This window comes from Pseudomonas sp. PL-6 (assembly GCF_054110165.1).
The window spans coordinates 1,453,239-1,479,160 of the sequence record NZ_CM134189.1 but is presented as its reverse complement, the minus strand read 5'-3'; the positions used below and the strand labels follow the sequence as shown (position 1 = coordinate 1,479,160).

General features: G+C 62.4%; 21 protein-coding genes. 6 read left to right on the top strand and 15 right to left on the bottom strand.

From position 1 onward, the window contains the following. Positions 1 to 13 precede the first annotated feature (13 nt). From ACW9UL_RS06795 to ACW9UL_RS06770, 6 genes are all read left to right on the top strand, one after another. Positions 14 to 430 (top strand): RidA family protein, encoded by a 417-nt coding sequence (locus ACW9UL_RS06795; protein ID WP_457789682.1) that lies wholly within the window; start codon positions 14 to 16, stop codon positions 428 to 430. A 61-nt stretch (positions 431 to 491) separates the two neighbouring features. Continuing rightward, on the top strand, positions 492 to 788 hold the full coding sequence (locus tag ACW9UL_RS06790; protein ID WP_457789680.1) for an EthD family reductase: 297 nt from the start codon (positions 492 to 494) through the stop codon (positions 786 to 788). Between the two features lie 184 nt (positions 789 to 972). Next, a complete protein-coding gene (locus tag ACW9UL_RS06785; protein WP_457789678.1) occupies positions 973 to 1,686 on the top strand; it encodes a TetR/AcrR family transcriptional regulator in 714 nt (237 codons plus the stop codon). 263 nt (positions 1,687 to 1,949) lie between these two features. Then, positions 1,950 to 3,041, top strand: a complete 1,092-nt coding sequence (locus tag ACW9UL_RS06780; protein WP_457789676.1) for an extracellular solute-binding protein — start codon at positions 1,950 to 1,952, stop codon at positions 3,039 to 3,041. 336 nt (positions 3,042 to 3,377) lie between these two features. Further along, positions 3,378 to 4,859, top strand: a complete 1,482-nt coding sequence (locus ACW9UL_RS06775; protein ID WP_457789674.1) for a flavin monoamine oxidase family protein — start codon at positions 3,378 to 3,380, stop codon at positions 4,857 to 4,859. A 98-nt stretch (positions 4,860 to 4,957) separates the two neighbouring features. Then, complete coding sequence (locus ACW9UL_RS06770; protein WP_457789672.1) at positions 4,958 to 5,536, top strand: c-type cytochrome; 579 nt, start codon at positions 4,958 to 4,960, stop codon at positions 5,534 to 5,536. A 314-nt stretch (positions 5,537 to 5,850) separates the two neighbouring features. Here the strand turns inward: ACW9UL_RS06770 and ACW9UL_RS06765 are convergent, their stop codons facing one another. The 15 genes from ACW9UL_RS06765 to ACW9UL_RS06695 all read right to left on the bottom strand — a co-directional run bounded on the left by ACW9UL_RS06765 (position 5,851) and on the right by ACW9UL_RS06695 (position 25,606). Further along, positions 5,851 to 6,903 carry a hypothetical protein gene (locus ACW9UL_RS06765; RefSeq protein ID WP_457789670.1) on the bottom strand — a complete coding sequence of 351 codons (1,053 nt, stop codon included), beginning with the start codon at positions 6,901 to 6,903 and terminating at the stop codon, positions 5,851 to 5,853. A gap of 371 nt (positions 6,904 to 7,274) precedes the next feature. After that, a complete protein-coding gene (locus ACW9UL_RS06760) occupies positions 7,275 to 8,639 on the bottom strand; it encodes a DUF1329 domain-containing protein (protein WP_457789668.1) in 1,365 nt (454 codons plus the stop codon). Positions 8,640 to 8,654: 15 nt separating this feature from the next. Next, positions 8,655 to 10,523: a DUF1302 domain-containing protein gene (locus tag ACW9UL_RS06755; protein ID WP_457789666.1), complete on the bottom strand. Its 1,869-nt coding sequence runs from the start codon at positions 10,521 to 10,523 to the stop codon at positions 8,655 to 8,657. 335 nt (positions 10,524 to 10,858) lie between these two features. Beyond that, on the bottom strand, positions 10,859 to 11,524 hold the full coding sequence (locus tag ACW9UL_RS06750; RefSeq protein ID WP_457789664.1) for a hypothetical protein: 666 nt from the start codon (positions 11,522 to 11,524) through the stop codon (positions 10,859 to 10,861). A 34-nt stretch (positions 11,525 to 11,558) separates the two neighbouring features. Further along, positions 11,559 to 12,215: a c-type cytochrome gene (locus ACW9UL_RS06745; RefSeq protein WP_457789662.1), complete on the bottom strand. Its 657-nt coding sequence runs from the start codon at positions 12,213 to 12,215 to the stop codon at positions 11,559 to 11,561. A gap of 9 nt (positions 12,216 to 12,224) precedes the next feature. Then, entirely contained in the window at positions 12,225 to 13,700 is a 1,476-nt protein-coding gene (locus tag ACW9UL_RS06740) for a flavin monoamine oxidase family protein (RefSeq protein WP_457789660.1), read from the bottom strand. A gap of 21 nt (positions 13,701 to 13,721) precedes the next feature. Next, on the bottom strand, positions 13,722 to 14,444 hold the full coding sequence (locus tag ACW9UL_RS06735; RefSeq protein ID WP_457789658.1) for a hypothetical protein: 723 nt from the start codon (positions 14,442 to 14,444) through the stop codon (positions 13,722 to 13,724). Positions 14,445 to 14,486: 42 nt separating this feature from the next. Continuing rightward, a complete protein-coding gene (locus ACW9UL_RS06730; RefSeq protein ID WP_457789656.1) occupies positions 14,487 to 15,857 on the bottom strand; it encodes an NAD(P)/FAD-dependent oxidoreductase in 1,371 nt (456 codons plus the stop codon). Positions 15,858 to 15,868: 11 nt separating this feature from the next. Then, positions 15,869 to 17,107 carry a thiolase family protein gene (locus ACW9UL_RS06725; RefSeq protein ID WP_457789654.1) on the bottom strand — a complete coding sequence of 413 codons (1,239 nt, stop codon included), beginning with the start codon at positions 17,105 to 17,107 and terminating at the stop codon, positions 15,869 to 15,871. 17 nt (positions 17,108 to 17,124) lie between these two features. Next, positions 17,125 to 18,684 carry an AMP-binding protein gene (locus ACW9UL_RS06720; RefSeq protein ID WP_395505574.1) on the bottom strand — a complete coding sequence of 520 codons (1,560 nt, stop codon included), beginning with the start codon at positions 18,682 to 18,684 and terminating at the stop codon, positions 17,125 to 17,127. A gap of 10 nt (positions 18,685 to 18,694) precedes the next feature. Continuing rightward, positions 18,695 to 19,828 (bottom strand): saccharopine dehydrogenase family protein, encoded by a 1,134-nt coding sequence (locus tag ACW9UL_RS06715; RefSeq protein ID WP_457789652.1) that lies wholly within the window; start codon positions 19,826 to 19,828, stop codon positions 18,695 to 18,697. A 51-nt stretch (positions 19,829 to 19,879) separates the two neighbouring features. Next, positions 19,880 to 21,163: an acyl-CoA dehydrogenase family protein gene (locus tag ACW9UL_RS06710; RefSeq protein ID WP_130022026.1), complete on the bottom strand. Its 1,284-nt coding sequence runs from the start codon at positions 21,161 to 21,163 to the stop codon at positions 19,880 to 19,882. A 589-nt stretch (positions 21,164 to 21,752) separates the two neighbouring features. Beyond that, on the bottom strand, positions 21,753 to 23,615 hold the full coding sequence (locus tag ACW9UL_RS06705; protein ID WP_457789650.1) for an FAD-dependent oxidoreductase: 1,863 nt from the start codon (positions 23,613 to 23,615) through the stop codon (positions 21,753 to 21,755). 139 nt (positions 23,616 to 23,754) lie between these two features. After that, positions 23,755 to 24,630 carry a crotonase/enoyl-CoA hydratase family protein gene (locus tag ACW9UL_RS06700; RefSeq protein ID WP_457789648.1) on the bottom strand — a complete coding sequence of 292 codons (876 nt, stop codon included), beginning with the start codon at positions 24,628 to 24,630 and terminating at the stop codon, positions 23,755 to 23,757. Then, the gene (locus ACW9UL_RS06695) at positions 24,620 to 25,606 is read right to left on the bottom strand and encodes an NAD(P)H-dependent flavin oxidoreductase (RefSeq protein WP_457789646.1); all 987 of its coding nucleotides are present in this window, start codon (positions 25,604 to 25,606) and stop codon (positions 24,620 to 24,622) included. Before ACW9UL_RS06695 ends, ACW9UL_RS06700 begins: the two co-directional genes overlap by 11 nt. Positions 25,607 to 25,922: the final 316 nt, after the last annotated feature.

Genomic DNA, 25,922 nt, shown 5'->3' with positions numbered 1-25,922 from the left:
CGGAGATCCGCCGATGAATGCCCAAACCCCGAAGCGACAGCTGATCAACCCGCCCCACACCCAGGTGTTCTACGACAACTTCCACTACTCCCAGGCGACACGCGTAGGGGACACGATCTGGGTCTCCGGCCAGGTCGGCATCGACGCCAATATGACTCCCGGCAAGGATATCGAGGAGCAGGCCCACCTGGCGTTCCAGGCCCTGAAGACCATACTCGAAGCGGCTGGTGCCAGCCTGGCCGACGTCGTCGAGCTGATGACCTTCCATACCGCCCTGCAAGCCGACATGCAGGCCTTCGCCCGGGTCAAGGATCAGTATTTCCCCGACCGCTACCCATCCTGGACGGCGGTGGGCACCACGGAACTGGCCCTGCCTGGCTTGCGCGTAGAAATTCGCGCAGTCGCGGTCGCAGGTTGCGCCAGCGCCTGATCACAGCTCAACCCCAGCGCCTCGTGCGCCCCGTTACATCACCCAAAACAAGGAACTACTCATGGCCACCCTGATCGTCAGCTACCCCCTGGCCGAAGGCTCGACCTTCGACCGTGACTACTATCTGTCCACCCATATCCCTATTGCCCAGGCCGCCTGGGGTGAGTTCGGACTGCAATCGGCTGAAATTCTCTTTCCAGCGGCTGGCCCGCAGCCCCTCGCGGGCCTGGTCATTCTGCGCTTCAAAGATCAGGCCAGTATTGATGCCGCGCTCAGCTCACCCACGACTGCCAAGGTCATCGGCGACGTGACGAACTTCACCAACATCGCTCCGCTGATCTTCCGCGCCAACGACTGACCAGCCGCAAAAGCGTTGCGACGCTTAGGCCCGCCCGATCAGGGCGGGCTCGCTGCCTCGCCAGCCGAGGCGCCATCTTCCGCGAAGCGGCGAAGGTGCTTTCTGCAGGCAATTTCCCTATGCTGGCGCCGGTGCGACGCTTCCCTGCCATGGATCAACGACTCAACTCGGCCCCCATCTGCCTATGTCCAACTCACAACTGCCCGCCTCCCCGCCCAGCAACCGTAAAGCGCGCAAGAGCGAATCGGAACCCGCGGCGCGCCGTGGACGCCCGGTGGGAGATCACAATGCCAAGCGCGCCGAACTGCTCAATGCTGCCCTCAGGGTGATTGCGCAGGAGGGCTATGCCGGTGCCTCGATGCGCAAGGTGGCACAACAGGCCGGCTGCACCACAGGCGCCGTGACCTACTACTTTGCCAACAAAGAGGAAATGATCACCGCCGTCGCTCAGAACCTGTTCGATGAGATCGACACCCTGCTGGAGGTCAACCAGGAGCGGGTCGACATCAAGGGGCTCGTTGGCCAGTGGCTCGACTCGATGGGCGGAGACGAGCCGAATGGCTGGCTCGCCTGGTTGCAGTTGTTGGCCCACGCACGCCATGAACCCGCGTTCGCCAGCGTCATCAAGCAGCGCTATGCGCGCTTCCGCCAGGTCTTCACCGCGGTCCTGGAGAAAGGTCAAAGCCAGGGCCTGATTCGGACCGATATCGCCGCCGACCTGCTCGCCGACCAGGTCAGCGCCATCAGCGATGGCTGGATGATGTTGATGCCGATCGAGCCTGAGCGATTTAGCGCGGAACGCGGTCAGGCCTTGCTCAACGCCCTGATCACCATGATCGCGCCGCCCAAGCCCGCCCCCGCACGCAAGCCATCCGCCGCTAAGGCCTCGGCCAAGTAACACGCAACCAGCGGTACCCACCCAGGAGACCAGGGATCGCCCCGGTCTCTTGCTGTGAACCCTCCTAGCAAACCACAAAGCCTCCGCCCCATGAGCCGACGACTCGTGAGGATCGCGCACGAACCCTGATCAAGATCTACGGCAGGCTCAGGCCCATCCCACGGCGCGGAGGCATGCGCGGATAACGCTTTGCATGACTGCGAGGAGTGCTGTATTTTACATAACAGATGAAATAATAAATAAAACATCTGTCGGAGGCCGAGGTGAGAGCAGAAAGGAAAACGCAGTCGCCGTCCCTGAACGTCAAGACGCTGCTGGTTCTTGCATTGACAGCCCTTTCGACCCAGGCGGTCGCGCAGGAAGTCGTGCGGGTGCACAACTGGGCCGACTATATCGATCCGGCCGTCGTGCAAGACTTCGAGCGCGAGACCGGCATTCAGGTCGACTACTCCACCTACACGAGCGCAGCCCAGCTGGAGAACGATCTGGACTCGGGCGAACGCTTCGACGTGATTGTCCCCTCCGATCTTCAGCTCGAACGCTTGATCAAAGAGAACCGATTGGCCCCGCTCGATTTCCGCGAGCTGCCGAATCGCCAAGAGGTCAGTCGCGAACTGCTGCTCAGGCTCAATTCCAGAATCAATGCGGATCTGTACGCCATTCCGTACATGTGGGGTACGGTCGGCCTGGTCGTCCACGAGCGTGAAGCCTCCCGGGCATTGCAGGCCGCTGTCCCCAACAGCTGGAGCGTCTTGTTCGATCCGTCCCATGTCGACAAGCTCAGGTCCTGTGGCGTGATGCTGCAGAACGAACGGGAACACAGCCTTTTCCTCTATCTGACCTACAGAGGCAGGAACCTGAAAACCAGCAGCGCTCGCAGCATCAACAAGGCCGTTCACGAGCTCCGCAGCCTGAAGCTGGCGGACAGCCCGCAGCCATTTACCGCCTTCGTCTCGCAGCTGGCCGACAGTAAGGTATGCGCCGCAATGGCTTGGAGCGGGCTCGCTTCGCTGGCCAATCAGAGCGGTGAGCTGCGCTTCAGCATTCCGCAAGAGGGCAGCCTGCAGTTCATCGACAGCCTGGCTATTCCCGGCAATGCCAGCAACGTGCCGGCGGCGTACCGCTTCATCGATTTCATGCTGAAACCGGAAAACGCGGTGCGCAATGCCAGGGCAAGCCACTTCCTGCCCAGCCTGGATCTGGATCGGGACGGCAATCGGCGTCTGCTGCCGGAGCTGGCCGTGCCAACCCAGGATGAGCGGCGGCGCCTGTACCTCGGGCAGCCGCTGTCCGATGACGAGCGGCGCACCATCGAAGCGGCGTGGGCCGAGCCGGGCGCCGACCACCAGGACTGAGCCGCGAGCCGGGGCTGGCGGTGCTCCAGATCGCACTCAGGGCTGCGACTGTCGACGCAGCCCCTTAACGGCGGTGGCCTCGCCAGAATCGGGGCGAGCGACGCCATCGGCTCAGAAGCATGCCGGCGCCCGCCCCGACTGCCACCAATCGCGTCACCAGACGCCTGACCCCGCCTGCGCTACCCGCCCGCATCGACGCGCAGCAACCTGAGCACTCGAGCCCTGCCCTTGCCCCTCATGAACGCCGCTCGTTTCCTCTTGGCGCCGGCTCGATTTCGATGTATTTTCGTAACATACGTTTTGTTAATTATAAAAACCAGCATGACAGAGGCGAAGATGATTTCAGACAACGAGGAACTGTCGCCCCCCGAGCGCCAGCGACGCTTGCTGCTGCAGGCCATCGGCGGCGCGACCTTGATCGGTGGCCTGGCGCTCAGCGGGCGGGCTATGGCGCAGACGGCGACACGCCCCGACGATGATGTGCTGGACGTCGCGATCATCGGCGCCGGCCTGGCCGGCCTGACCGCGGCGCGGGACCTGCAACGCGCCGGCTGCGAGGCCTTCGTCGTGCTGGAGGCGCGGGACCGCGTCGGTGGGCGCACCTATAACCATGATCTGGGCAACGGCGTCGTCTCGGAAGCCGGCGGCCAATGGATCGGCCCCGGGCAGACCGCCATCTTCGACCTGGCGCGCGAACTCGGGGTCGACACCTTCCCGACCTATTACCAGGGCAAGAACGTCTACCTGGCAGGCACAGCCAAATACGCAGAGGACGTGACTCAGGCCGCCCACAGTCCAATCGTCGACAAGCTGAACGAACTGGCGCGGGGCGTACCCAGCAAGGCACCGTGGACGGCAGCGGATGCCGCAACGCTCGACAGGCTCTCGGTCGGCCAGTGGCTGGCGCAACAGGGCATCAGCAACGAAGAAAAACTCAGCTTCGATACGTCCATTGGGCTGACCACCGGCACCCCGCCCTCGAACCTGGCACTGCTGCACTACCTGTCGCTGATCAACTCCTCCGACTGCGACATGGTGAAGCTCGAGGGCTTCAAGGGCGGAGCCCAGGAAACCCGCTTCGTTGGCGGTTCCCAGGTCCTTTGTTTGAAGATGGCGGAGGCCTTGGGCGACCGGGTCAAGCTGGCGTGCCCCGTGCGCAAGATCGTCGGCTGGGACCGGGAGATCGTCGAATTGCATACCGATCAGGGCATCATCCGCGCCCGCCAGATCATCGCCGCCCTGCCCCCGTCCCTGTGCAACCAGATCAGCTTCGAGCCGCCGCTGCCCGAAGGCCGTGCGCAGTTGCAACGGCTGTGGCCGTCCCACGCGCCCATGCGCAAGACGGTGCATGTCTATGAGCGTCCGTTCTGGCGCGACCAAGGCCTGAACGGCCAGGTCACCCAAGCCAGCGGGCCGTTGATCCTGTCCTACGACAACTCGCCGCCGGATGGCAGCGTCGGCGTTCTCAGCGCCTTCGTCCGAGCGGGTCAGCTGCCCCAGGACGGCCAGCGCGCAGAGACCATCCTCGCGGAGATCTATGCCCAAGCCTTGGGCGACGAGGCGCTGCATCCCACTCAGTTTCACGACCATGACTGGGGCAAGGTCGATCCCTGGACGCTGACCTGCGTCGCATCCATACCGCCCGGCTTCCTGACCCAATGGGGCCAGTACCTGAAACCCGCGGTTGGCCGGCTGATCTGGTCGGGCACCGAAACGGCCGAAATCTGGGCCAGTTCGATGGACGGCGCGGTTCGCTCCGGCCACCGGGCGGCGCTGGAAACCCTCCAGGCGCTGCTGCAACGTCGGAGGAGCGCCTGATGAAACGAGCATTAGTGATAGGCGCAGTCGTGGCGACGGCCGCCCTGGCAGTATCGAGCGCGATCTATGGCCCGGAAATAGTCGTGGGATACCGCTTTATGGAGGCCCTCGACCAACACTATGCGGACTACCAAGCCGACGGCGGCGCCTGGCCGCAACTTCAGGACAGCTGCGCCCTGTGCCATGGCGAAAGAGGCCAGTCCAGCAACGCCCAGTACGCCTCCCTGGCCGGCCTGCCCGCCGCCTATATCGAGGCCCAGTTGCACGCCTTCGCCGAAGGCCGCAGGCACAGCCCGCAGATGAGCCCGCTCGCCGCGAGCCTGAGCGACCAGCAGATCCAGTCCCTGGCGGCCTACTTCGCCCGCCAGACGGCGCAAAGGACCGAGACGCCCGCCGACGACTCCGCCCTCGCGCAAAGCGGGCAAGCCACGATCACCGCCAAGGGCTGTGCAACCTGCCATGGCGAAGGCCTGGCCGGCGGCCCCCTCGGCCCGCGCCTCGCCGGCCAGGGCGAAGGCTATCTGATCGACCAGCTCAACGCCTTCAAGCATGGCCAGCGCAAGGATCCGACCCAGGCCATGAACGCCATGGCCAGCACGCTATCGGCAGAGGAAATCAGGGCCACGGCTCACTTCCTGGCCGGCCAAGTGCCAGCATCATCCCAGGCCAACCAGTAGCTGTCGCCAGATCGGTGGGCATGGACGCCCACACTGCCTCGCCTCTTTGCCGTCATCGCTCGACTCAGTCTGCTGAATGACCGATGGCAGTGGAGCCAACCTTTGCGTGCCCCAAGTGAGCTTCGGACAGCCGGACGCATACACAACGCTCGCTCTAGTGCTGCCAGTGGTACTGGGCAGAGAACGGCCAAAAGCTGCCTGTTGGAACCGGCTGAAATAGACCCAATGCAGCCCTCGCCACCGGCAGAAATTGCCTTTGCTGCCAGATGAATACCGCCTACAAAATGTGAATCCAGTTCGCTTACATACTCTACTTATGGAGTGGCCTGTTGCGGAGCTACATTGATTGCTTCTATTGCCTTTGTCAGTTCCTTTCGGCTGTCTGGTGAAGTTAAAAGGCGTGCAGGGCTCGCGCTTGAAAAAACCCTCGTTTCAAGCTCGAGCTTTGAAATCTCGGTACTGAGCCGTTGGCTGACATAGCTTTCACATGCTTTCTCTAGCGGAGTGTAAGTTTGTTGCGCTGAGGCTCCACTAGAAACGTTTTCAGCTTTGCCCCTGAACGAGGATGTCTGAAGAATATCAGTGCAAACGAACATTGTATTTACGCTTTCAGTGCTGCTATTGGTGAGTTCTACCAAGTCGAGAATCGCTTCGGTTATTGTCTCAACATTTTTTTCTGTAAGCCCAGTCGGCTGTGAGGACTGTTCTTCCTCAACCACTACATCGCCTTCAGCTTTTGCATTTCCTCGCTGCGATTCTTTCAGATCTTTCTTTAAAGCAACAATAGTATCCTTCAGCTCCTTTTCTTTATCAGGGTCCTTGCCTTCAATTGCCGAAAGATCTGACTCCATCTCCGTTATCTGTTGCTGTTTTTTGACCAAGCTTGACGAATATGAATCTGCGGCAGTTGTTAACTTGACACTCGGCGCTTTCAATACACCAGTCAACTGCTCTATTGCCATCAAAGCAATTGTATTCTGCTGATTCTTAGCCAGGAGAGTCTGGTAGGTATAGGAAGAGAGGCCTTGGTTTGCATATGCTTGGCAAATACTGTAAAGCTGATCGCGTAAAAGCTGTATAGATTGGGTTCTCAAGCCAATGCTTGCCGCATTTTCAGAGTATGCAGCGGCGATGTTTACTCCCGCTTTAGTTTCTCCGCTCAAACTAGCTGCTAGAGCAGTTAAGGCATCTGGGCTAGGCTCAGAGCAAGTAATTTTACGCGTGAACTCCTTGCCTCCTGCGAACTCTTGCTTTTCTGTAACGATTGCTAGGCGTTTGTCAGCCTCCAGTTCCTTATAATAAGTGAAATGGTTGCAACCAGTCAGCAGCATGCATGAAACAAGCAGCGAGAACGGGGTGGAGTTCATGGCTTCGTCCTTGAATTGGCAAGGTTGTAGACATTCCACTGGGGAACGCCGTGATGGCGATACAGTGGCAAGTATGGCTAGGTTCTTCGCCAATGCAAATGCAGGCGGTATGGGATGGAGCCAGGCTCAATGAGGAAGGATTTTTTCTTCCTCAATCGTCTTCTCCAGGTCGATTGCGGCCAGTTACGACAGGCAGCTATTGGCCGGTTGTTGCCTATCGCAACTGGCCGGCTTGGCTCCATTCCGGCCCGCCACGACCAGTAACGCCCAACAGATCCGACCCTCCCCCCACGGACAAAAATCGAGCTCAAAAAAAACCGCCCCGAAGGGCGGCAAAAGGAGCAGGCTTGTGGCCCACTATGGAGTAGTCATCAGCGAATGCCAGAGCTGCGCAGCGCGGCAGCGGTGTACTCGGCAGCGCTTGAGCTGAAGCCGAACTGCAGCGGCTCCTTCTCCTCGTTGTGCATGCCGGACACTATGTAGCGGCCATTGATCAGGTCATACAGCGCCTCGGTGCCGAGCCAGGGGATCTGCAGGTCGTACATCGGCGAGAGGTGACCTTCGGCAACGCGCCAGAGGGTGCCGCGTGCGTCGTAGTGATCGGCCAGGGCAATCTGCCAGCTGTCTTCGTCGACGAAGAAAACCCGCTTGGCGTAGATGTGTCGCTCGCCCGGCTTGAGGGTTGCCTCGACCTGCCAGACCCGGTGCAGCTCGTAGCGGGTCAGCTCCGGGTTGATATGCCCGGGCTTGACGATATCTGCGTACTTGAGATCCGCCCCGTCGAGTCGGTAGCTGTTGTAGGGGATGTAGATCTCGCGCTTGCCGACCAGTTTCCAGTCGTAACGGTCCGGCGCCCCGTTGAACATGTCCTGGTTGTCGGCGACGCGCTGGCCTTCGGAGGCCGGATAGGGTCCGTCGTAGGAGACCTGCGGAGCGCGGCGTACGCGACGCTGTCCGGCGTTGTACAGCCAGGCCAGACGCGGTTCCTTGACCTGGTTGAGCGTCTCGTGCACCAGCAGGACGTCACCGGACAAGCGCGATGGGGCGGTGACCAACTGCTTGTAGTAGAACAGGACGTTGCCGGGGTTGGCCGGATCGAAGCCGGCGATGCGATCGCGGAAGGTGAATTGATCCTTGAAGTGCACCGGCACGAAGCTGCCGTTGGCCAGCGGCACGGCCTGCACATGGCTGCGCTTTACGCTGCCACCTCGGTAACGGGTGAGATGGTTCCACACCACTTCCAAGCCATTCTGCGGAATCGGGAAAGGTATGGCCGTGGAGAACTCGGCCAGGCCATTGCCTCCCTCGACCATGGTGGTTTTGGTCGCGTTCACCTTGGCGGCCTGGTAGACGAAATCGGGGGCATTGGCACTGCGGTGGCTGGGATAGACGGGTAGCTGGTAGGTGCCGGGGTAGCGCTTGAACATGGCCAGCTGGCCGGGCGTGAGGTTGTCCTGGTACTGCGCCAGGTTCTGCGCCGTGATGACGAACAGTGGCTGCTCGTCGGCGAAGGGGTTGCTGAGAAAGCCGGCGGCGTCCCGACTGCCTGCGTCCATGGCGAGGCCGCCGGTCCAGACGGGAATGGTGCCGGCGGCATTGCCGGCCATTTCGGCCCCCAGCGGCGTTAGTGCGGCGCCAAGCTGGCTGGCCTGCTCGGCACTGACCGCGGCAAAGGCGGCGCCGGCCAGGCCAAGGTTCAGCGCCAGCGAATAGCTCAGGATGACTGTCTTTTTCATGTGCAGGGACTCCACTTAGAAGGACACGCCGAGGCTCAGGGCCACGAAGTCACGATCGATCGAGGTGTTGTACTGGCCACCGAAGAAGTCGGTGTAGGACAGGCTGGCGGTGTAGGTGCTCTGGTACTCGGCATCCAGGCCCAGGCTGACGGCCTTGGCCCCCTCGTTGAACAGGCCGTTGGGGCCGTAGCCCTCGACATCGTGAGACCAGGACAGGCTCGGCTTGAGCGTGACGCCGGCGAAGGCATTGGGGTATTCCCAGATCGCCCGCGCGCGATAGCCCCAGGCGGTGCTGGTGGCGAAACCGTCGTTCTCGCAGTACCTGGAGACATTCTCGGCATTCGGGTTGTTACCCAGGGACTGGCTATTGAGGATCGGGCAGGCGCCGCTCGGCAGCGGCCCCGGGCCGAACATCTGGTCACGGCCATAGCGAACGTCACCGGAGTGATCCAGGCCGCCGATATGCACCACACCGACCTCCCCAAGCAGAGTCAGACGGGAAGCCCCCATGACCTGATCGAAGAAGTGAATGAAGGTGGTCTGCAGCTGAGTGATCTCCTTGCGCCGATAGCCATGCAGATCCCGACCCGGCGTGGCGCTGAGGATGGAGGCGTTGTCGTACTGCGGATCGGTAAGCGGCGTGAGCCCCGCATAGAGAATGTCCGTGGTGTTGATCTGCACCGGCGCATTCGGCCGATAGCTGATCTCGCCGCTCCAGGCAGTACCGCTGGGCAGGGTGGTGGAGAAGCTCAGACCGTAGAGACGGATATCCTCCGGATACTCCAGGAAGTAGCTGGAATTTCCCGCCACCACCAACGGCGCCGCTGGGCCGAAGAGATCGGCAACGCCGTAGGTGAATGCGTCCGGCGCCGTGGCGCTGAAGAACGGCGTCCGGCTGTGATAGTTGAGGAAGTAGGCGCCGAACTCGGTATCCAACGGCGCGAAGTAGTAGCGCAGCGCGCTCCCCCACTGGCCACCGTCGCGCGCGTCCCGGTCACCGCCACGACGCACGATCACGCCCTCGTCCGGCGTCCCCCAGGTGACACCATTAGCCTGCAGCGCAGGAACCACGCCCGCAAAACCTGCATCGGCGAGCTGCTGCTGGGTCAGCAGAACGGCCAGCTCATGGTCGCAGCCATCGGCCGCCACATCCTGCTGGGCGAAGAAGGTGCCGCAGTTGTCGACCACGGTCTGGTCCCACTCCAGTTGGTAGAACAACTCGGCGGACAGGTTCTCGCTCAGGCTCTGCGAGACGTAGAACATGTTCACCGGGATCAGGCCTTCCTTGATCTCGGCACCCGGACGGCGGAAGGCCGCCACGTCGATCGGGTTGATCGAGTTGATGCTGTTGAGGATGAAGGTGCTCTCGCCCCAGCTCACCACCTGCTTGCCCAGGCGTACGGAACCGGGCAGATCGTCGATGGCGTAGTTGTGGTAGAGGAAGGCATCGAGAATCTCGGCACCCGAGGCCTGTGCCGCCTGCTTGCGGTTGGAGTCATCGATATCCTTGAACAGGCGCTGTTCGTCCTTCAGCTCGAAGTCGTACCAGTACTTGCCGCGAACGAACACTCCGCTGTCGCCATAACGCAGCTCGAGGTCATGCACGCCCTTGAAGATCTTCGAGAAGGTCTCGCCCCGCTTGAAATTCAGGTGGCCGTCGTCCGATGACGGCGCCAGGCCGTCGCCGCCATTGTTGAATGCGATCAGATCCGGGTCGTCTCCTCGTACCGACCAGCTGGCACCGACCGACAGTTGCGAGTCGAACTGCCCCTCCAGCTCGCCGACATTGAAGGTGACGGCATGCGCCGAAGCACAGGTGCCGGCGACCAGTCCCAGCGCACAGGCTATGCGGGTGGGTTGCCAGCGTGGTTGTTTCCTTCTCATGCGTTCTCTACCTCTTGTTGTTGTGTTGGGTATGCAAGCGCTTGCTTTTTTCGCGGACGACTTTTCCCCGTCCGGCACCATGGGATGCGGCCGGACCGTACTCGCGAAACCTGGGAGGGTTAGTGGCTGGGAGAATCAGGGAGGGATCAGCACTGTGTTCAAATCCATGAACTCCGTTGCCCCAATCACTCGGGGCAGGTCTTTCGACGCCATCGATAATGGCGCCATCGTTGTCACGCCGAAGGCGGACCAGAAGGCGCCGGTCTTACTGCAATGAGCTGGAGCGAGAATGAGCCGTCAGGCGACGGCTCACGCCCTGCAGATACGCAACTCGATCAGCGGGCCAGCGCAAGGGAGCCGGACGCCCTCGCCCCCGCACGCTCCAGCGCGCCATAGGCGTAGTACTGCTGAACGATCTGGCAACCCCAGACGGTCAGGGCGTAGATCATGAACACCATCTTGTCGTCGTCCCCCGGGATCGGAAAGAAGTCATAGACGACCGCGATCCCCAAAGCCGCCGCCGCCGCCAGCGTATTGAGCAGGGCATGCAGATGTTCGCCGGCACGCAGCAGTCGCCAGCTGAAATAGACGAGAAAGACCGTGTAGCAGCACCACATGAGCAGGTAGAAATACGGCAGCGGACCTTGAACGGAGTCCGCCAGCACCAGCACGAAGGTGGCGGCGAAGGTGACGGTGAATATCACGATGTCCTTGGCAACCGACGGCTTGTAGCTATGGGTGACCGCCATCAGGCCCAGCACAGCCACAATTGGCACCCCGAACGCGCGGGAAAAAGCATCGAGGAAGAAGGAGATGCTGTAGCTAGGCCCAAACCCCGTCAGCAGGAAGAACAGAAGATTCGACGCGGAGAAAGCGACGATCAGCCACTCGAAACCCAGCAGGTAGTTCTTTCGCACCCGCACATATTTGAGGCCGTACACCACGCCGCAAACGATTAAGAAGACGCTGGAAAGCAACGCAAGAGCTTCCTTAATTTCCATAGCAATAGCCTCTATCGAATACTGAACTGATGGATCACTTCGCCGCAGGGGGAAGCGCCGCGAGGTAGTGGGCCAGGGCCTGCCGATCGTCCACGGACAGAGCCGCGGCGATGGCCGTCATTGCACCGGTCGGGTCCTGGCGCCGCCCGTGGGCAAAATCATTCAGCTGCGCCAGCAGGTAGTCGTGCCCCTGCCCGGCCAGGCGCGGGAACTGCTCCCGCCCCATCAGCCCTTCGCCATGACAGGCGGCGCAGCCGCCGTTCGCCGCCAGCTTCTCGCCCTTCGTCTGCAGCGTGGCATCGGGCTGGAACGACCCGTTCGCAGCGGCAGGCTGTTTGGCGAAGTACGCCGACAGGAACTGGATATCGGCCTCGCTCAGGGTCATCGCCAGCGGGCCCATGTTGGGACTGGCGCGCTCGCCACTGGAAAAGCGCTGGAGCTGGGCCACCAGGTAGGGCGCGGGCTGCCCCGCCAGACTCGGATATTGCTGATGCTGTGAATGGCCTTGGCGGCCATGACAGCCGGCGCAGGCATCGGTCAGACGCGGCCACGGCCCGCCATCGGCCTCGCTGGCCTCGCTGGACGTGGCGATGTGGTCCATCAGGCGATAAAGATCGAGAGCATCCCGACCATATAAAGCCACCAGCCCGGCAATCAGCGCGACGACGGACAACGCTATCAACTTCTTCATCTTTTCCTCCTACGCCTGACGCAGGGCATTGAGCACCTGCAGGGCGCTCTTGTGCCCCGAACGCACGGCGCCATCCATGTAACCCGCCCAGATATCGGCGGTCTCGGTACCGGACCAGAACAGGTTGCCGCACGGCGGATGCAGCGCCTCGCCATGGGTAGTCCAGAAACCCGGAGGGATGGCCGAGACGCAGGTGATCGACCAGGGGTCGTAGCGCCAGTCATGATCGTGGAAGGCCACCGGCTCCAGCGCTTCATCGCCCCAGGCGCGGGCGAAGAGTTCCGCCAGGGTGCGCTTGGCGGTTGCATGATCCGAAGGCAGATTGGCGTTGGAGATAAAGGCGTTGATGATGCCGATCTCGCCGCTGGGCGGGGAATTGTCCCAAGCCCAGATGATCGGGCCGTTGGACTGGAAGATGTGCCCGTTAAGACCTTTGTCCCGCCAGAAAGGACGGCGATACACCATGGCGATCTTGCGTGCCGGAGAGTGCGCGGGCCAGGCACGTTGCAGCGCGGCACGGGCCGCTGGCAGGGCCGGCTCGAACTGCACCTGATTGCACAGCGCGGGATGGATGGCCACGATGACCTTGCGTGCGCGAACCAGCCCCTGGTCCGTGTGCAGCGTGACGACCTCGCCATCCCAGCCGGAAATCTTGCGCACCGGACACTGCAGGCGCACCTTGTCGGCCAGTTGCTCGGCCATCCTGGTGCTGAGAATCTGCGAGCCGCCGACGAAGCGGGTGCCTTGCGCGCTGTCTTTGATCGAATCGAGCTTCTCGTAGTCGCAGCTGGCCGAATTGATCATGGACAGGTAATGCAGCAGCCCCATCTTGGCCGGGCTTGCCCCACCGGTAAGCGTCAGGGCGGCATCCCAGCCCGAGCGATCCTCGGGCTTGATGTTCTGCGTGGCCAGCCAATCACCGACCGAGAGCTTGTCCAGCTCGGCGGCCTTCACCGACCTCCAGGGCGCGCCCGAAGGAACATCGCGAGACATCTCGCTGAGCTTCTCGGCCACGGCCATGTCGGTGCCGAAGGTACCTTCGAGATCGATCTCCAGCCGACCGTCCCCGCCCAGGATGACCGTGCGCCCTTCGTGGAACTGCGGGAAGGTACCTACCTCCAGCTGGCGCGCGAGGTCCTCCACGGCAGTCTGGCCCGGCCCGATCCATTGCCCGCCGACCTCCGAGACATTGCCGTCCCCCACCTCGTAGTTGAGGGTTCGCCCGCCGACCCGGTCCCTGGCCTCCAAGACCACGAAGGAGTGGTTACCCGCCTGCTGCAGGTCACGGGCCGCAGTCAAACCGGCGAGACCGCCGCCGATAATGGCCACATCGATCACGCCACTTGCCTGGAGGTCGTCTTCGCTGGCACTGGCCAGCCCTACTTTCAGGCCTAGGCCTCCCACGGCCGCGGTGGCGCCGGCGAGTTTCAACAATTGCCTGCGCCTCGAATCGAGGCCGGTTTCAACGCTGGGCTTCTTGGACATACTGAGCGCCTCTCGCAGTTGTTAGGAAAGTTGATCGGCCAGCCGCAACTTCGGCCCACGCAGCAGTTGCGCGCCGAACATCAGCAGCCACAGGGGAAAGATCAGGACGACCACGACCAGCAGCAGATTGGTCAGCACGGCCAGGCTCTGGAAAAAGCCGCAGACGAAGAACAGGCCGAAACACCAGCCGACGATGCTCAACGGCCACAGGATGGATTTGCCCCAGCCGGCGTCCTTGAGCTGCTTGCCGACGATCAGCCCCCAGAACAGCACGACGGGGCCCTCGCACCACCACAGGCCTTTCTGGCTGGCGGTGGCGATGCTGGTCCAGGCGGCCTCGGCGGCGGCCTTGGCGGCTTCGCCGCCTTCGGCATGCAGGCTGGCGAGCGGATTGAGCACCGCCAGCTGCAGGCTGGCACCGGCCACCCCGAGGATGACGTAGACGACGATGGCCAGAACCGCCATGTCGCCCAGGGCCCCTGCCCTGTCGCGGAAACTGGCCCAGAAGTAACCGCCGATGACCAGCAGCGGCAGGTAGAAGCCGAGGACATCCGCCAGCATCGACCAGCGGAAGAACTCACGCACCTGCGCCGACGCGCCCAACATGTAGGCGCCTTGCAGGGACAGATTCATGTCGCCCTGGGTGACCAGCAACATGAAACCGACATTCAGATAGGCGAAGACGCCGCCCAGGATTGCGGCCCAGGCCGTGAGCTGCACGACCTCTTTCGAGTTGGCATTCATAGATTCGGATTCCAAAGAAATGATCGAAGTTGGCCGCCAGGCTCAATGCCCGGCGGCGCGGCGCGCCCTGCTGTTGGTCCAGCCGTCCATGCGGTTTGCCGCCCCGAGGGCGAGCTTGACGGCGCACCACTGCAGGGGTTCGGGCAGCGTGGACGGCGTCTTGTGGCGCAGCGCGGCCAGCAGCGGATGCTCGATGCCGCCAATCCGCTCGGCGAGCAGCTGCCCCATCAGCGATTGGGTGGCGACGCCATGCCCCGAGCAGCCGGCGGTATACAGCACGTTGTCGTGGGCACCGGTCTCGCCGACCACCGGCAAGGCGTCGTAGGCCATGCTGACGTAGCCGCTCCAGGTCGAGCGGATGCCCAGCCCGCGCAGGGTCGGATGGCGCTCGTTGAGCGCCGCGGCCAGGGCGCGATAGGCGGCCTGGTCCGGTTCGTTCGGCGTCTGCGCGCCATAGGCATAGTCGAGTCGCTTGGTGGTGATCACCAGCGAGTTGCGCGCCGTCAGGCGGTGGCTTTCCATGGTCCAGTGCGCGGTGATCAGGCCTTCCCTCCCCGGCCAACCCAGCGTCGCCAGCTGGGCCGGGGAAAGCGGATCGGTCTCGATCGCCGAGACGCGCAGCGGCACGATCTTGTCCTTGAGCAGGCCGAGCTGCGGGGTGTAGGCGTTGGTGGCGAGCACCAGAAATGGCGCGCTGGCGAAGCCGCGCCGGGTCATGCAACGGACGGTCTGTCCTGCGCTGTACGACAGCAGCGGCGTGTTCTCGTAGAGCTGCACGCCGGCCTCGAGCGCCGCGCGGCGCAGGCCCAGCACATACTTGCCGGGGTCCAGCGTGCCGCCGTGCTGCTGGGCATAACCGAACAGAAACGCCGGCGGTATCCCGCGCGCGCGCATCTCGGTGGCGTCCAGAAACTGCGTCTGCGAGCCGAGTTCGAGACCGAGTTGCATGGCCTTGCGAACTTTCTTCTCCTGCGAGGGATGCACGCCCACGCGGATATTGCCCGAGCGGTTGTAGTCGCAGTCGATGCCAAGCTCGTCGAGCCTGTGCTCCACGTAGCTGACGCCCTCGTCGTAGAAGCTGACGATCTTCCGCGCCTGCTCGATGCCGACGCGCTTGAGGAAGAACTCGAACTCGATGCCCAGGCTGCCACCGAGGTAGCCGGCATTGCGCCCACTAGCACCGAACCCGGCGAACTCCTGCTCGAGCACTATCACCTTGGCGCCGAGCGCCGTCAGCTCCAACGCGGTGGACAGGCCGGCGAAGCCGGCCCCGACCACTATCACATCGGCGCTGACATCGCTTTCCAGCTCCGGCTGCAGGTCGGCCGGCCTTTCCAGCCAGCCGCCGTGGCGACGAAATTGCCCGACTTCACTGCTGGTCCCGTTTTTCGTGCCGCGACGGACTGCTGACATGACAGGTACTCCTATCGGCTCAGAATGTGAACGGCCACGGCGCCTTCCTCGACGCCGATCAGGCCACCGCCGTTTTCTTGGATCGCATGGCGCGCGCCCTCGACCTGGCGCGCACCGGCTTCGCCGCGCAGCTGGGTGGTCAGCTCGAAGAGCTGACCGATACCGGTGGCGCCGAGCGGGTGGCCCTTGGATTCCAGGCCGCCGGAGGGATTGATCGGAATCCGTCCACCCACGGTGAAATCACCGCGTTCGGCGCACACCCCGCCCAGCCCCATCGGCGCCAGGCCGAGGTTTTCCGCCTGGATGATCTCGCCCATGGCCGAGGCGTCGTGGACCTCGGCGACATGCATGTCCTGCGGGCCGAGGCCGGCGGTCTCGTAGGCCTGCAGCGCGGCCAGATGGCTGACGTGCTTGTCCGTCTCATCCATGCTGCGCAGGGTGAAGCTGCGGATCACGCTGGCGGCGATGCGCACGCAACGTTTGGGGTCGGCGCCGATGCGCTTGAGGCCCGCCTCGGTGCAGATGATCGCGGCGGCGGCGCCGTCGGTCATCGGCGCGCACATCGGCAGGGTGATCGGATAGGTGATCGGCGGCGCCGCCAGCACTTCCTCGATGGTGAAGGGCTTGCGGAACTGCGAGTAAGGGTTGTGCACCGAGTGGCCGTGGTTCTTCGCGCATACCGCCGCGATCTGCCGCTGGGTGGTGCCGTAGGTCTTCATGTGCCAGCGGCAGAAACCGGCGTAGATGGACATGAAGCGACTGTACGGACGATCGGACTCCGAACCGGGCGGCGGCACGATGCCATCGCCCATCTTCGACAGGATGGCGAAGTTTTCCTCGGCGCGGGCGACGTCCCAGCCGGCTTCGAACAGGGCGAAGGATTTCGCCTTGTCGGCCACCACCATCTTCTCGCAGCCGAGGGCCAGCGCCACATCGGTGGCGCCGGCGCGCAGGCTCTGCACCGCCAGATGCACCGCCGTGCTACCGGAGGCACAGGCGTTCTCGACGTTGTAGGCCGGCACCCCTTCGATGCCGATCTTGCTCATGATCACCTGCCCCGGAATGGACAGCTGGCCCTGCAGCGCGCCGTTGGTGATACCGGCGTAAAACACCGCGCCGATATCGGCGCGCTGGGCGCCAGCATCGGCCAGCGCGCCGTTGAGCGCCTCCAGGGCCAGGTCCTCGAGGCTGCGATCCGGGTGACGACCGAACTCGGTCATCGCAATACCGGCAATATAAATCGGTTCCATCAGAAGACTCCTCGACTTCAGATCCGCCGGCTGGCGCCTTGCCAGTAGCGGGCACGCAGGTCCTTCTTCAGCACCTTGCCGACGGGGCTGCGGGGCAGGGACTCGACGACGTCGACGGACTTCGGTGCCTTGACCGAACCCAGCTTGTCCTTGCACAGGGCAATCAGCGCTTCGGCGTCGACGCTCTGACCCTCGTTCAGTTCGATAACGGCCTTGACCGCCTCGCCCCACTTCTCGTCCGGCACGCCGATCACCGCGCAGTCGCGCACCGCGGGATGGCCCCAGAGCACCTGCTCGACCTCGCTCGGATAGACGTTGAAGCCGCCCGAGATGATCATGTCCTTCTTACGGTCGGTGATATGCAGGTAGCCATCGGCATCCAGGTGACCGATATCGCCGGTGTGCAGCCAGCCGTCGATGATGGTCTCCGCGGTCTTCTGCGGGTCCTTGTAGTAACCCTTCATGATCAGGTCGCCGCGCACGCAGATCTCGCCGGTTTCGCCCTGGGCGAGGATCTGGTTGTCGTCGTTCATGATCTCGACACGAATCAGCGGGTTGGGCCGTCCGACCGAGGACAGCCGCTCATCGCTGGCCACTTCACCATTGAGGAAATGCTCGCCCGGAGTCAGATGAGCAATAGAGCCCGGCGCCTCGGTCTGACCGTACCCCTCAATCATGACTGGTCCGAAAACCTCAATCGCCTTGCGCAGCTTGTCCACAGACATCGGCGCGGCGCCGTAGAGGAAGTAGCGCAGCGACGAGAAGTCGACTTTCTTGTTCAAATCAGGAATGTCTAGCAGCCGGTAGATCACGGTCGGCGGCAGGAAGAACTCCGTCACCTTGTACGTGGGGATGGCCGCCAGCAGCATCTGGGGTTCCGGTTTGGTGATGATTACCACGGTGCCGCCCCTAGCCGTGCAAGGCATGGATAGCAGGCCAGCGGTGTGAGTCATGGGTGCGGCAGCCAGATTGACCGGCCTGGCACCCGCCGGGTACGGCGTGTTGATCATCACGTGGGCAAAGCCGGTCTGCACACTACGATGGGTATTCATCACACCCTTGGGCAGGCCCGTGGTTCCGCCAGTTGGACCGAGCCAGATCACGTCGTCCGGATCGACGGCGACACGTGGATCGCTCGCCGGCTGTTGCGCGATGAATTGCTCGAGTGATTCCGCCCCCTCAACCTCGCCATCGATGCAGACCCACTGACAGATCTTCGGCAACTGCGGGCGTAGGGCAGCAATGGTCTCGGCGAACTCCTGTTGGAAAAACAGTACCTCGCAGTCGAAGGCGTCCAGCACATGGCGGTTTTCCTCGGGCGCGTTGCGCGCGCCGACTGGAATCCAGCACATATTGGCGCGCCACAGACCCAAGGCGCAGAGCCAGGCCGTCACATCGTTGGCCGCCCAGACCGCGCCCTTGGTTCCGGGTGCGAATCCACTAGCGAGCAGTGCGTTGGCGATGCGGCAGGACATCTCCCCCGCATCGGTAAAGGTTGTGACCGCGCCGTCCTGGATATAGGCGGCGCCGCGCGGATTGATCCGCCAGCCGCGGTCGAAGAAATCGATGATCGCCATTTTCGTCACTTCACAGCTGGGTGATGGTTGCGCGAGCCAGGCCACGCTGCTCGAGGAAGCCGAGCATGTAGCGGTGGCCGAAGGCCTTGGACGACGAGGCGAAGCCCACCTTGGCGGTGTCGTTGTCCAGCAGCCTGGCAGCAGCAGCAGCGTGCAACGCGCCGGTGGAAATGTAAGGAGTGATGCCATGTACGGTGGCTCGCACCGCCCCCAGCTGGCCGCGACCAATTGCGAAGTCCACAGTGCGCTGCAGGGTGCTGCGCTCACGCGGAGGCATACTCGGCGTGGTGGAATCCACCAGGTTCTGGATCACTGCATCCTGCTGTTCCTTGGGTAGGTGCTTGTACTCGGCTTCCCACTTCTGGCCGAGGCCGTGGACCATTTTCATTACCGGGTTATCGTAGAAGCCGACGCAAGACATGCAGCTACGCACTCGGCCATCATTCTGGAAATAGATTGGCAGCGAGGTGCCACCCCACGGCAGACAGAACACCGACTCGAGCAAGCTGGGGCAGACCACGTTGAAGCTGCTGTTTGGCGCGTATGGAATCAGCTCCTTCTCCCACAGGTAAGCACCTGGATGGCGGAAGCCCTCGAAGATGGTGGCAGTGGAGCCCACGGTCACACCGGCGGCGCCGACACGCGGACCACGGGTCAGGGTGGCGGTTTCCAGGGAGTCGATACCGGGGGTCTCCAAGGCCAGCTCGGCGGCGATCTCGGCGTAGGTGTACATGTAGGACAGCGACGGCGACAGCAGCAGGCCGGCCTGACGATAGAGTTCACCAAACTGGTCACGCAGGGCACGGATGTGCTCCTGCTCGCCAGCCGGATCCAGGTAGTGGCAGCCGGCTTTCAGGGCTGCCTCGGCGGTGGTCAGACCGAAATTGACGAACGGGCCGACGGTGTTGCAGACGACCTTCGCGCCTTTGAACACGGCGGTCAGGGCCTCGACCTCGTGCGGACACTCGATCAGCTCATAGGTGGCCGTCTCCAGGCCGACGACGCGCTGCGCCATCATTTCCTTGGCGCGACCGGCGTTGCGCGCCACAGCCGTGAACGGGATTTTCTGGTCAATCAGCCAGTCCATGGTCAGCATGCCGGTGTAGCCGCTAGCGCCATAGACAACGACAGGATATTTGGCCATTTCGAGTACCTCGTTTTGTTCTTGGATGAATGGTCTGGTGGAGCGGGTGGATCAGTTCTGAGCCCAACCTTCGGCATAGAGCTGCTGTGCGAGCAGCCCAAGACGCATAGTCAGGATGCGGTTCTCACCGTCTTCGATCAGGGCGGACTGGGTGTCACGCAGCAGCTTCTCGATTGGGTATTCGAGGGTGGTGCCGTTGCCGCCGAACAGGCGGAAGGCCTCCTGGACCACGGCCAGCGCCTCCTCGGTGACCGTGACCTTGGCCGAGGCGGTGGCATAAGGATGCGTCTGTGGCGACAGACGGGCGAAGCTCAGCGAACGGCGAGCGACGGCGCGAGCGGTCTCGACGCGCCGCAGCATCTCGCCCAGGCGCAGGCGGGTCATCTGATGGTCGATCAGCATGCGACCGCCCTGGCGGCGCTCATGGCAGTACTGCAGCGCCAGCTCGAAGGCTGCTCGAGCAACACCGGTAAAGACCTGCGCCATGAGGGTGCCGGCATGAGACCAAGACGAGCTGAGCGTGCCGTAGTAGTTGTCGCGCTCAGCAATGGCGAAGCGGCGCGGCACGCGCACGTTGTCGAAATAAGTCTCGCCCTGCGGCAGCGAGCGCTGACCAATCTTCGCCAAAGGCTTGCCCTTGGAGACGCCTTTGATATCCAGCGGCACGATTACCGCGATACCGTGGGGCAGGCCGTCTTTGCCGTAGAAGCCGTCGCCGTAGTCGGCGCACATCAGACCGAAGGCCACCTGAGCCACGGCACCGTTGGATACCCAGGCCGAGCTCTGGCCATTGATGATGATCTCGTCACCGACCACCTTGGCGGTCAGGTTTCCAATATTGGCCGGAGTGCCAGCCGGCCAGTCTCGAGCGACGTCGAGCAACTGATTGTCGCTGCCGCGATCAGGCTGGGTCGCCATCCAGCAGCCGATCCTGCCCTGACAAAGCTCCACCAGCTCAGCATTGCCGGCGGCAACAGCCATCTGCAGCGGGAAGCCAGCGCATCCCAGGGACACAGCGAGACCTGAATCGCCCCACCCCAGCTCCTCAAGGATCATCGATTCAACACGCACCCCCATCTCAGCCGGCAGCTCCGCCAGGAGCGTCGGATCCAGGCCCAGCTTGGCGAACTCGCCAAAGACCGAGTAGTACGGCGAGCCTGGCGCGACCACTTCGTCGGCACTCATCTTGTCCAGCTCGCGTCCCAACGGACGCAACACTTCTTTGGCGAAGCGGTGCGCTGAGAACTGGATCGCAGCTTCTTCTTCGCTCAGCGGGGTCTCGAAACCGGTGAGCCCGGCAGCCGGCAGAGTCAGGGTGGGCTTGAGGGTAATCATCTGTCGCACCTCCTGGAGGCGTTTTGTTGTTTCGCCTCACTCTAACCATGCTCTCAATTTTACGCAACACTTGTTATGCAAATCTTTTGTTATGTAAAAAGACACCTAAAGAACCGTTCGTGGAAACGAGGGCTCCGTTTGCGATAAGGCAAGGGTTAGAAGGAGGCTGATTCGTCAGAATCAGGGGCAGAACGGCGGCACGCTGGTCTTGCGGCCAAGCATCCGAGGATCACTCGTTCGTATCCAGCGCGTCGACTTCAGACGTCCGTCGGTCTTCAGCAAATTCAGTCGTAAAGTCAGCGAACGGGGCGACACGCCGGTTCGCACCTGCAAACCGGCGAATCGCATGTTCGCCAGGAAATTTCTCTATCGATCACGAATGACCAAACATCCGTCAGCGTAGGCCCCTCTGGAGATGGAGCAGTATCGATCCGCTAGGCTGCTCCGCTTCACACACTTTTATCTCTGCCCAAAGTGCTCGATCAGGGAAAACAACTGCCGGGGCGTCCCAGCAGCTGGCCTGTGACGGACCTGAGTAGCACCCACCATGTTTGATCGACGGCCCAGCCGGTCCGCCGATCCCCCTCTGCTAGCCAGGAACCGACTCAAACTGCCTGACAGGCGGATGGCTTGCCATATCGTGATCGCAGCGAGTGAGTTGGTGCACGAGGCCCTTAAGTTCGTCGAGGTGATTTTCATACAGGCCACGTGGTGTAGTACCGAGCTTGTTGCATAGGGCAGCCGCAGCGGCGACTGCAACGCCATGCTGTGCGCCGTTGCCCATGAGTTTGGTTGCAGAGCCGGCGACATGCGTGACACTGATGTGCTTACCGGCCATCAACAGGTTGTCGATGTTAGCCGAGTAGAGGCAACGGAACGGGATCTCGTACGACTCCTTGTCACGTGCGTCGAAGATCCAGTCCTTGAGACGGAAATTGTACTTGCCCTCGCCTGGTTCCCATGCGCAATGAATGCAGAACGATCCATCATTGGCGATCAAGGTGTCGGGGAATTGCTTGTGGTCGCGGATGTCGTTCTCCGTGAGGACGTAGTCACCGAGATATCGCCTGAACTCGCCCTGCGCAGCAACATGGGCGATCCACTCCAGTTCAAGATTCGCGTATTTCTCGGGCTCAAGGTTTTTGACATTCGAGAACGTCCCATAGAGTGCCCGAAGTAGATAGTCGCGAATATGCTCTCCCTCGACGTAGGGGTCGAGCCACTGGCCATATTCCCAGAAATGGGTCGCAGGGAAAGTATCGGAGGATCTGCCAAACCTGAACTCCGGTGTGTCAGGATTTGCTCCGGCTTTCGGGCCGGGACCGTTCTCGACACCAGCCTCAACCAGTTGCCCACTGAGGTTTGCGTAGTCTTTGGATACCTCGGTCGCCCAGGGAACGTCTGGAAACGGAGTTGGGTGTTCAGCCATCCGTGTACGGAAGAACAGTGTGTTGCCATGGTGCATGTCATCGCCGACCTCAGGCGCATAGTGCTCATTGAAAGCTGACTTTGCCTCCCGTCCGAACATGGTCTGCGCCCCTGCGAGAACGCCCAGCATTGCCGTGCCAGTACAGTCAATGAATGCGGCGCCTCTGAAGCAGCGCTCATGACCGCCGCGAGCCTGAACGGCATTGACCGAGACGATCCTCGCGCCCTCGGTGGCGACAGCGACAGTGCGATGCTCGAGGAACACCGTCGCGGTCGGCTCAGCTTCCAGCAATGAAAAGGCCGCCAGGTCGCCATCAGCGGTTCGCGCAGACAACTCCTTGAGCAGGGCGCCCTGAGTACCACGCGGCATCAAACCAATCTCTTTGCTTGCATTGCCGCCGAGAACTGGACGGTCATGAATCAGCGCAACGCGCTGACCGAGACGCGCGGCGGCGAGCGCTGCTGCACAGCCGGAAATGCCACCGCCAACGACGACCACATCGTACTCTCCCGCATCAACCGGCTTGTCCGGAAGACCGCGCAGGGCCCTTCGCCAAGCTCGGCTGGCCGCATTAACGTCGTTTGGCGGCGGCACTCCATCCAGACAGAGATAAATTGCATCACAGCGACCGTCGAAGCCTGTCAGGTCGTGTAGCGCCAAGGCCACATCGCCCTGCGGAAGCGAAACCTTTCCGGCGCACTGCCAGGACCAATCCTGACCATTCGCGCCGAACTCCGTTTCGAGCAGAGTGCCGTTGATCGACAGAGCGAACCGGCCGGGATGATGCGCAGGCACCCAGTCCTTTGCGCGCACCCACACGTCATATTCACCAGCATTGGCGATGGAGACAACGGTGGTCGCATCGGGCACTGGGCGACCAAGGCCATGGGCAAGCAGGTAGGGAGAGCCCATCACCGTTTCAAACTGGGAATCGAGGACCCAACCACCGTAGCTGTCGAAATCTTCGGCTTCGATCAGGATTCCCATTCCCGATGGCAATTGGGTGTGTTCTACATCGCTCATTATTCTGACTCCGTTTGCTGGTGTTCTTGCGACGTCCCCTCTGCAAAAGAGCTCAACTCTTATGTCAAGCCGAGGGAACCAGTCGCAACTAACCAGGCCATCGCTGGCGCTCGCTTCTTTTTTGGGGGTGACGAACCGTCTAGAACCAAGGGTAGAAAGGCGGCATGCTGGATGCCTTGGCGGAGAAGCGTGCAGGCCGCTTTTCACGGAACGCCTGGACCCCTTCCCGGCCATCGGCCTGGCTCGTATAGAACATGGCCAGCGACTCCACCTCATGCGCGGCGAGCGGGTGCGCCTGCGCGCTGTTTCGCCACAGCATCTGGCGCATGAGCCCGATCGATACCGGCGAGCGGTCCTTGACCAGCGCAGTGGCGAAGGCGCGAGCTTCGTCCACCAGCGTTTCGGCGGGCAATATTGCTCGAATCAGCCCCTTCTCCAGCGCCTCGTTGGCGTCGAAGATCTCGGCCCGGTAAAACCACTCCAGCGCCTGCTCCAAGCCCACCAGGCGCGGCAGAAACCAGCTGGAACAGCCCTCGGCGGTGACGCCGAGCTTGCCGAAAACGAAGCCGAAGCGCGCCCTATCGGAAGCAAAACGGAAATCCATGGGCAGCAACATGGTCGAGCCGACGCCGATCGCCGCACCATTGACCGCGCCGATGATCGGCTTCAGGCAGTCGTACATCGCTAGCGTCACCCGTCCACCGGTGTCGCGCACGCCCTGCAGGATCTCCGGCGTATCAAGACGTTGGCGCATGTCCTCCAGCGTAGGAGTCAGGCTCTCATCCAGACCGAAGACATTGCCGTCGACCGAGAGATCCATGCCCGCACAGAAGGCTCGCCCATCCCCGGTCACGACGATGGCGCGCACGGCATCGTCGCCACTGGCCCGCTGGTAGGCGTCGGCCAACTCGCTACACATCTCGACGGTGAAGGCGTTCAGTTGCTCGGGGCGCGACAGGGTGAGCAGCAGAACCCCGTCGTCACCCACCTCATAGCGGATCGTCTTATAGGACATGGGCGTTCTCCTGCGTCAGCGCCGCGCCGCGGGCGATGGCCTGGCGGCAGTCGCTCACCATGCGCTCGATGAGTTCGGCACAGCTCGGCACGTCCTTGATGAGGCCGATAGCCTGCCCTGCCCAGAGGAGGCCGCCATCCACCTCTCCGCCCTCCAATGCGGCACGCCCACGCGCACCCGCGACCAAGGCCCTGATGTCCTCGAACGTCGCCCCTGGGCGTCGTTCGATCGCCACCACTTCATCCGAGACTGCATTGCGGAATACCCGGCCCGTGTTGCGGAAAGCGCGGAAGATGAGATTAGTATCCAGCTCGCTGCCCGCTGCGACCGCGTCCTTGATAGCGCCGTGGATCGGTGCTTCCTTCGTCAGCATGAAACGCGTGCCCATGTTGATGCCTTCCGCACCAAGCATCAGAGCCGCCGCCATGCCACGGCCATCGGCGATGCCGCCCGAGGCAAGGATCGGAATCCGCAAGGCCGCCGCCGCAGCCGGGATGAGGACAAGGCCCGGCACATCGTCCTCGCCGGGATGCCCCGCGGCCTCGAACCCATCGATGCTGACGGCATCCACACCCGCCCGCTCGGCCGACAGGGCATGACGGACGGCGGTGCACTTGTGGATTATCTTGATGCCGGCGGCCTTGAATCGCTCGATGAAGTCGGCGGGACTGCGCCCCGCCGTTTCCACCACCTTCACCCCGCTTTCGATGATGGCCGTCACGTAGTCCGCATAGGGTGGCGGCGTGGTGGTCGGCAGGACGGTGAGGTTGACACCGAATGGCTGGTCGGTCATCGACCGGCACCGCGCGATCTCCGCCGCCAGCGCGTCGGGCGTCGGCTGGGTCAGCGCCGTCAGTATGCCGAGGGCACCGGCGTTGGAGACCGCGCTGGCCAATTCGGCCCGACCGACCCACTGCATTCCGCCCTGAACGATCGGGTACCGCGTACCCGTCAGCTCGGTAATTCTTGTATGCATTTAGAACTCCTTCGAACCGTCATGAAAACAGGACATCGCAGATGCAATTGAGCGATCCGACGCCCCGTGACTGCGCAGAACAAGATCGACGCACATATTAACGTAACACACGTTACTTTAATTTTGCATGTTCGCCACTTGCAAGAAATCCCATCCAGGGATCAGCAGCGGATTCGAACTGGTGAAGAGAGTTGCCCGGGCTGGGGCGATGAAGAGTCGGCCGACTTGGTAGTCGCTCGGATTTCCCGACTGGCCTCGTGTCGTAGCAAATTGAGCCGCTGCGGCATGGGAGCGCGAAGGCTTTTCCCGCGCTGTC

What these genes read in the sequence shown, in the direction of transcription:
- ACW9UL_RS06695 (WP_457789646.1), bottom strand. Translation starts at nt 25,606, where the DNA reads ATGCATACAAGAATTACCGAGCTGACGGGTACGCGGTACCCGATCGTT.
- ACW9UL_RS06705 (WP_457789650.1), bottom strand. Translation starts at nt 23,615, where the DNA reads ATGAGCGATGTAGAACACACCCAATTGCCATCGGGAATGGGAATCCTG.
- ACW9UL_RS06745 (WP_457789662.1), bottom strand. Translation starts at nt 12,215, where the DNA reads ATGAAGAAGTTGATAGCGTTGTCCGTCGTCGCGCTGATTGCCGGGCTG.
- ACW9UL_RS06730 (WP_457789656.1), bottom strand. Translation starts at nt 15,857, where the DNA reads ATGTCAGCAGTCCGTCGCGGCACGAAAAACGGGACCAGCAGTGAAGTC.
- ACW9UL_RS06710 (WP_130022026.1), bottom strand. Translation starts at nt 21,163, where the DNA reads ATGATTACCCTCAAGCCCACCCTGACTCTGCCGGCTGCCGGGCTCACC.
- ACW9UL_RS06760 (WP_457789668.1), bottom strand. Translation starts at nt 8,639, where the DNA reads ATGAAAAAGACAGTCATCCTGAGCTATTCGCTGGCGCTGAACCTTGGC.
- ACW9UL_RS06755 (WP_457789666.1), bottom strand. Translation starts at nt 10,523, where the DNA reads ATGAGAAGGAAACAACCACGCTGGCAACCCACCCGCATAGCCTGTGCG.
- ACW9UL_RS06720 (WP_395505574.1), bottom strand. Translation starts at nt 18,684, where the DNA reads ATGGCGATCATCGATTTCTTCGACCGCGGCTGGCGGATCAATCCGCGC.
- ACW9UL_RS06790 (WP_457789680.1), top strand. Translation starts at nt 492, where the DNA reads ATGGCCACCCTGATCGTCAGCTACCCCCTGGCCGAAGGCTCGACCTTC.
- ACW9UL_RS06795 (WP_457789682.1), top strand. Translation starts at nt 14, where the DNA reads ATGAATGCCCAAACCCCGAAGCGACAGCTGATCAACCCGCCCCACACC.
- ACW9UL_RS06770 (WP_457789672.1), top strand. Translation starts at nt 4,958, where the DNA reads ATGGAGGCCCTCGACCAACACTATGCGGACTACCAAGCCGACGGCGGC.
- ACW9UL_RS06775 (WP_457789674.1), top strand. Translation starts at nt 3,378, where the DNA reads ATGATTTCAGACAACGAGGAACTGTCGCCCCCCGAGCGCCAGCGACGC.
- ACW9UL_RS06785 (WP_457789678.1), top strand. Translation starts at nt 973, where the DNA reads ATGTCCAACTCACAACTGCCCGCCTCCCCGCCCAGCAACCGTAAAGCG.
- ACW9UL_RS06735 (WP_457789658.1), bottom strand. Translation starts at nt 14,444, where the DNA reads ATGAATGCCAACTCGAAAGAGGTCGTGCAGCTCACGGCCTGGGCCGCA.
- ACW9UL_RS06765 (WP_457789670.1), bottom strand. Translation starts at nt 6,903, where the DNA reads ATGAACTCCACCCCGTTCTCGCTGCTTGTTTCATGCATGCTGCTGACT.
- ACW9UL_RS06740 (WP_457789660.1), bottom strand. Translation starts at nt 13,700, where the DNA reads ATGTCCAAGAAGCCCAGCGTTGAAACCGGCCTCGATTCGAGGCGCAGG.
- ACW9UL_RS06750 (WP_457789664.1), bottom strand. Translation starts at nt 11,524, where the DNA reads ATGGAAATTAAGGAAGCTCTTGCGTTGCTTTCCAGCGTCTTCTTAATC.
- ACW9UL_RS06725 (WP_457789654.1), bottom strand. Translation starts at nt 17,107, where the DNA reads ATGGAACCGATTTATATTGCCGGTATTGCGATGACCGAGTTCGGTCGT.
- ACW9UL_RS06715 (WP_457789652.1), bottom strand. Translation starts at nt 19,828, where the DNA reads ATGGCCAAATATCCTGTCGTTGTCTATGGCGCTAGCGGCTACACCGGC.
- ACW9UL_RS06700 (WP_457789648.1), bottom strand. Translation starts at nt 24,630, where the DNA reads ATGTCCTATAAGACGATCCGCTATGAGGTGGGTGACGACGGGGTTCTG.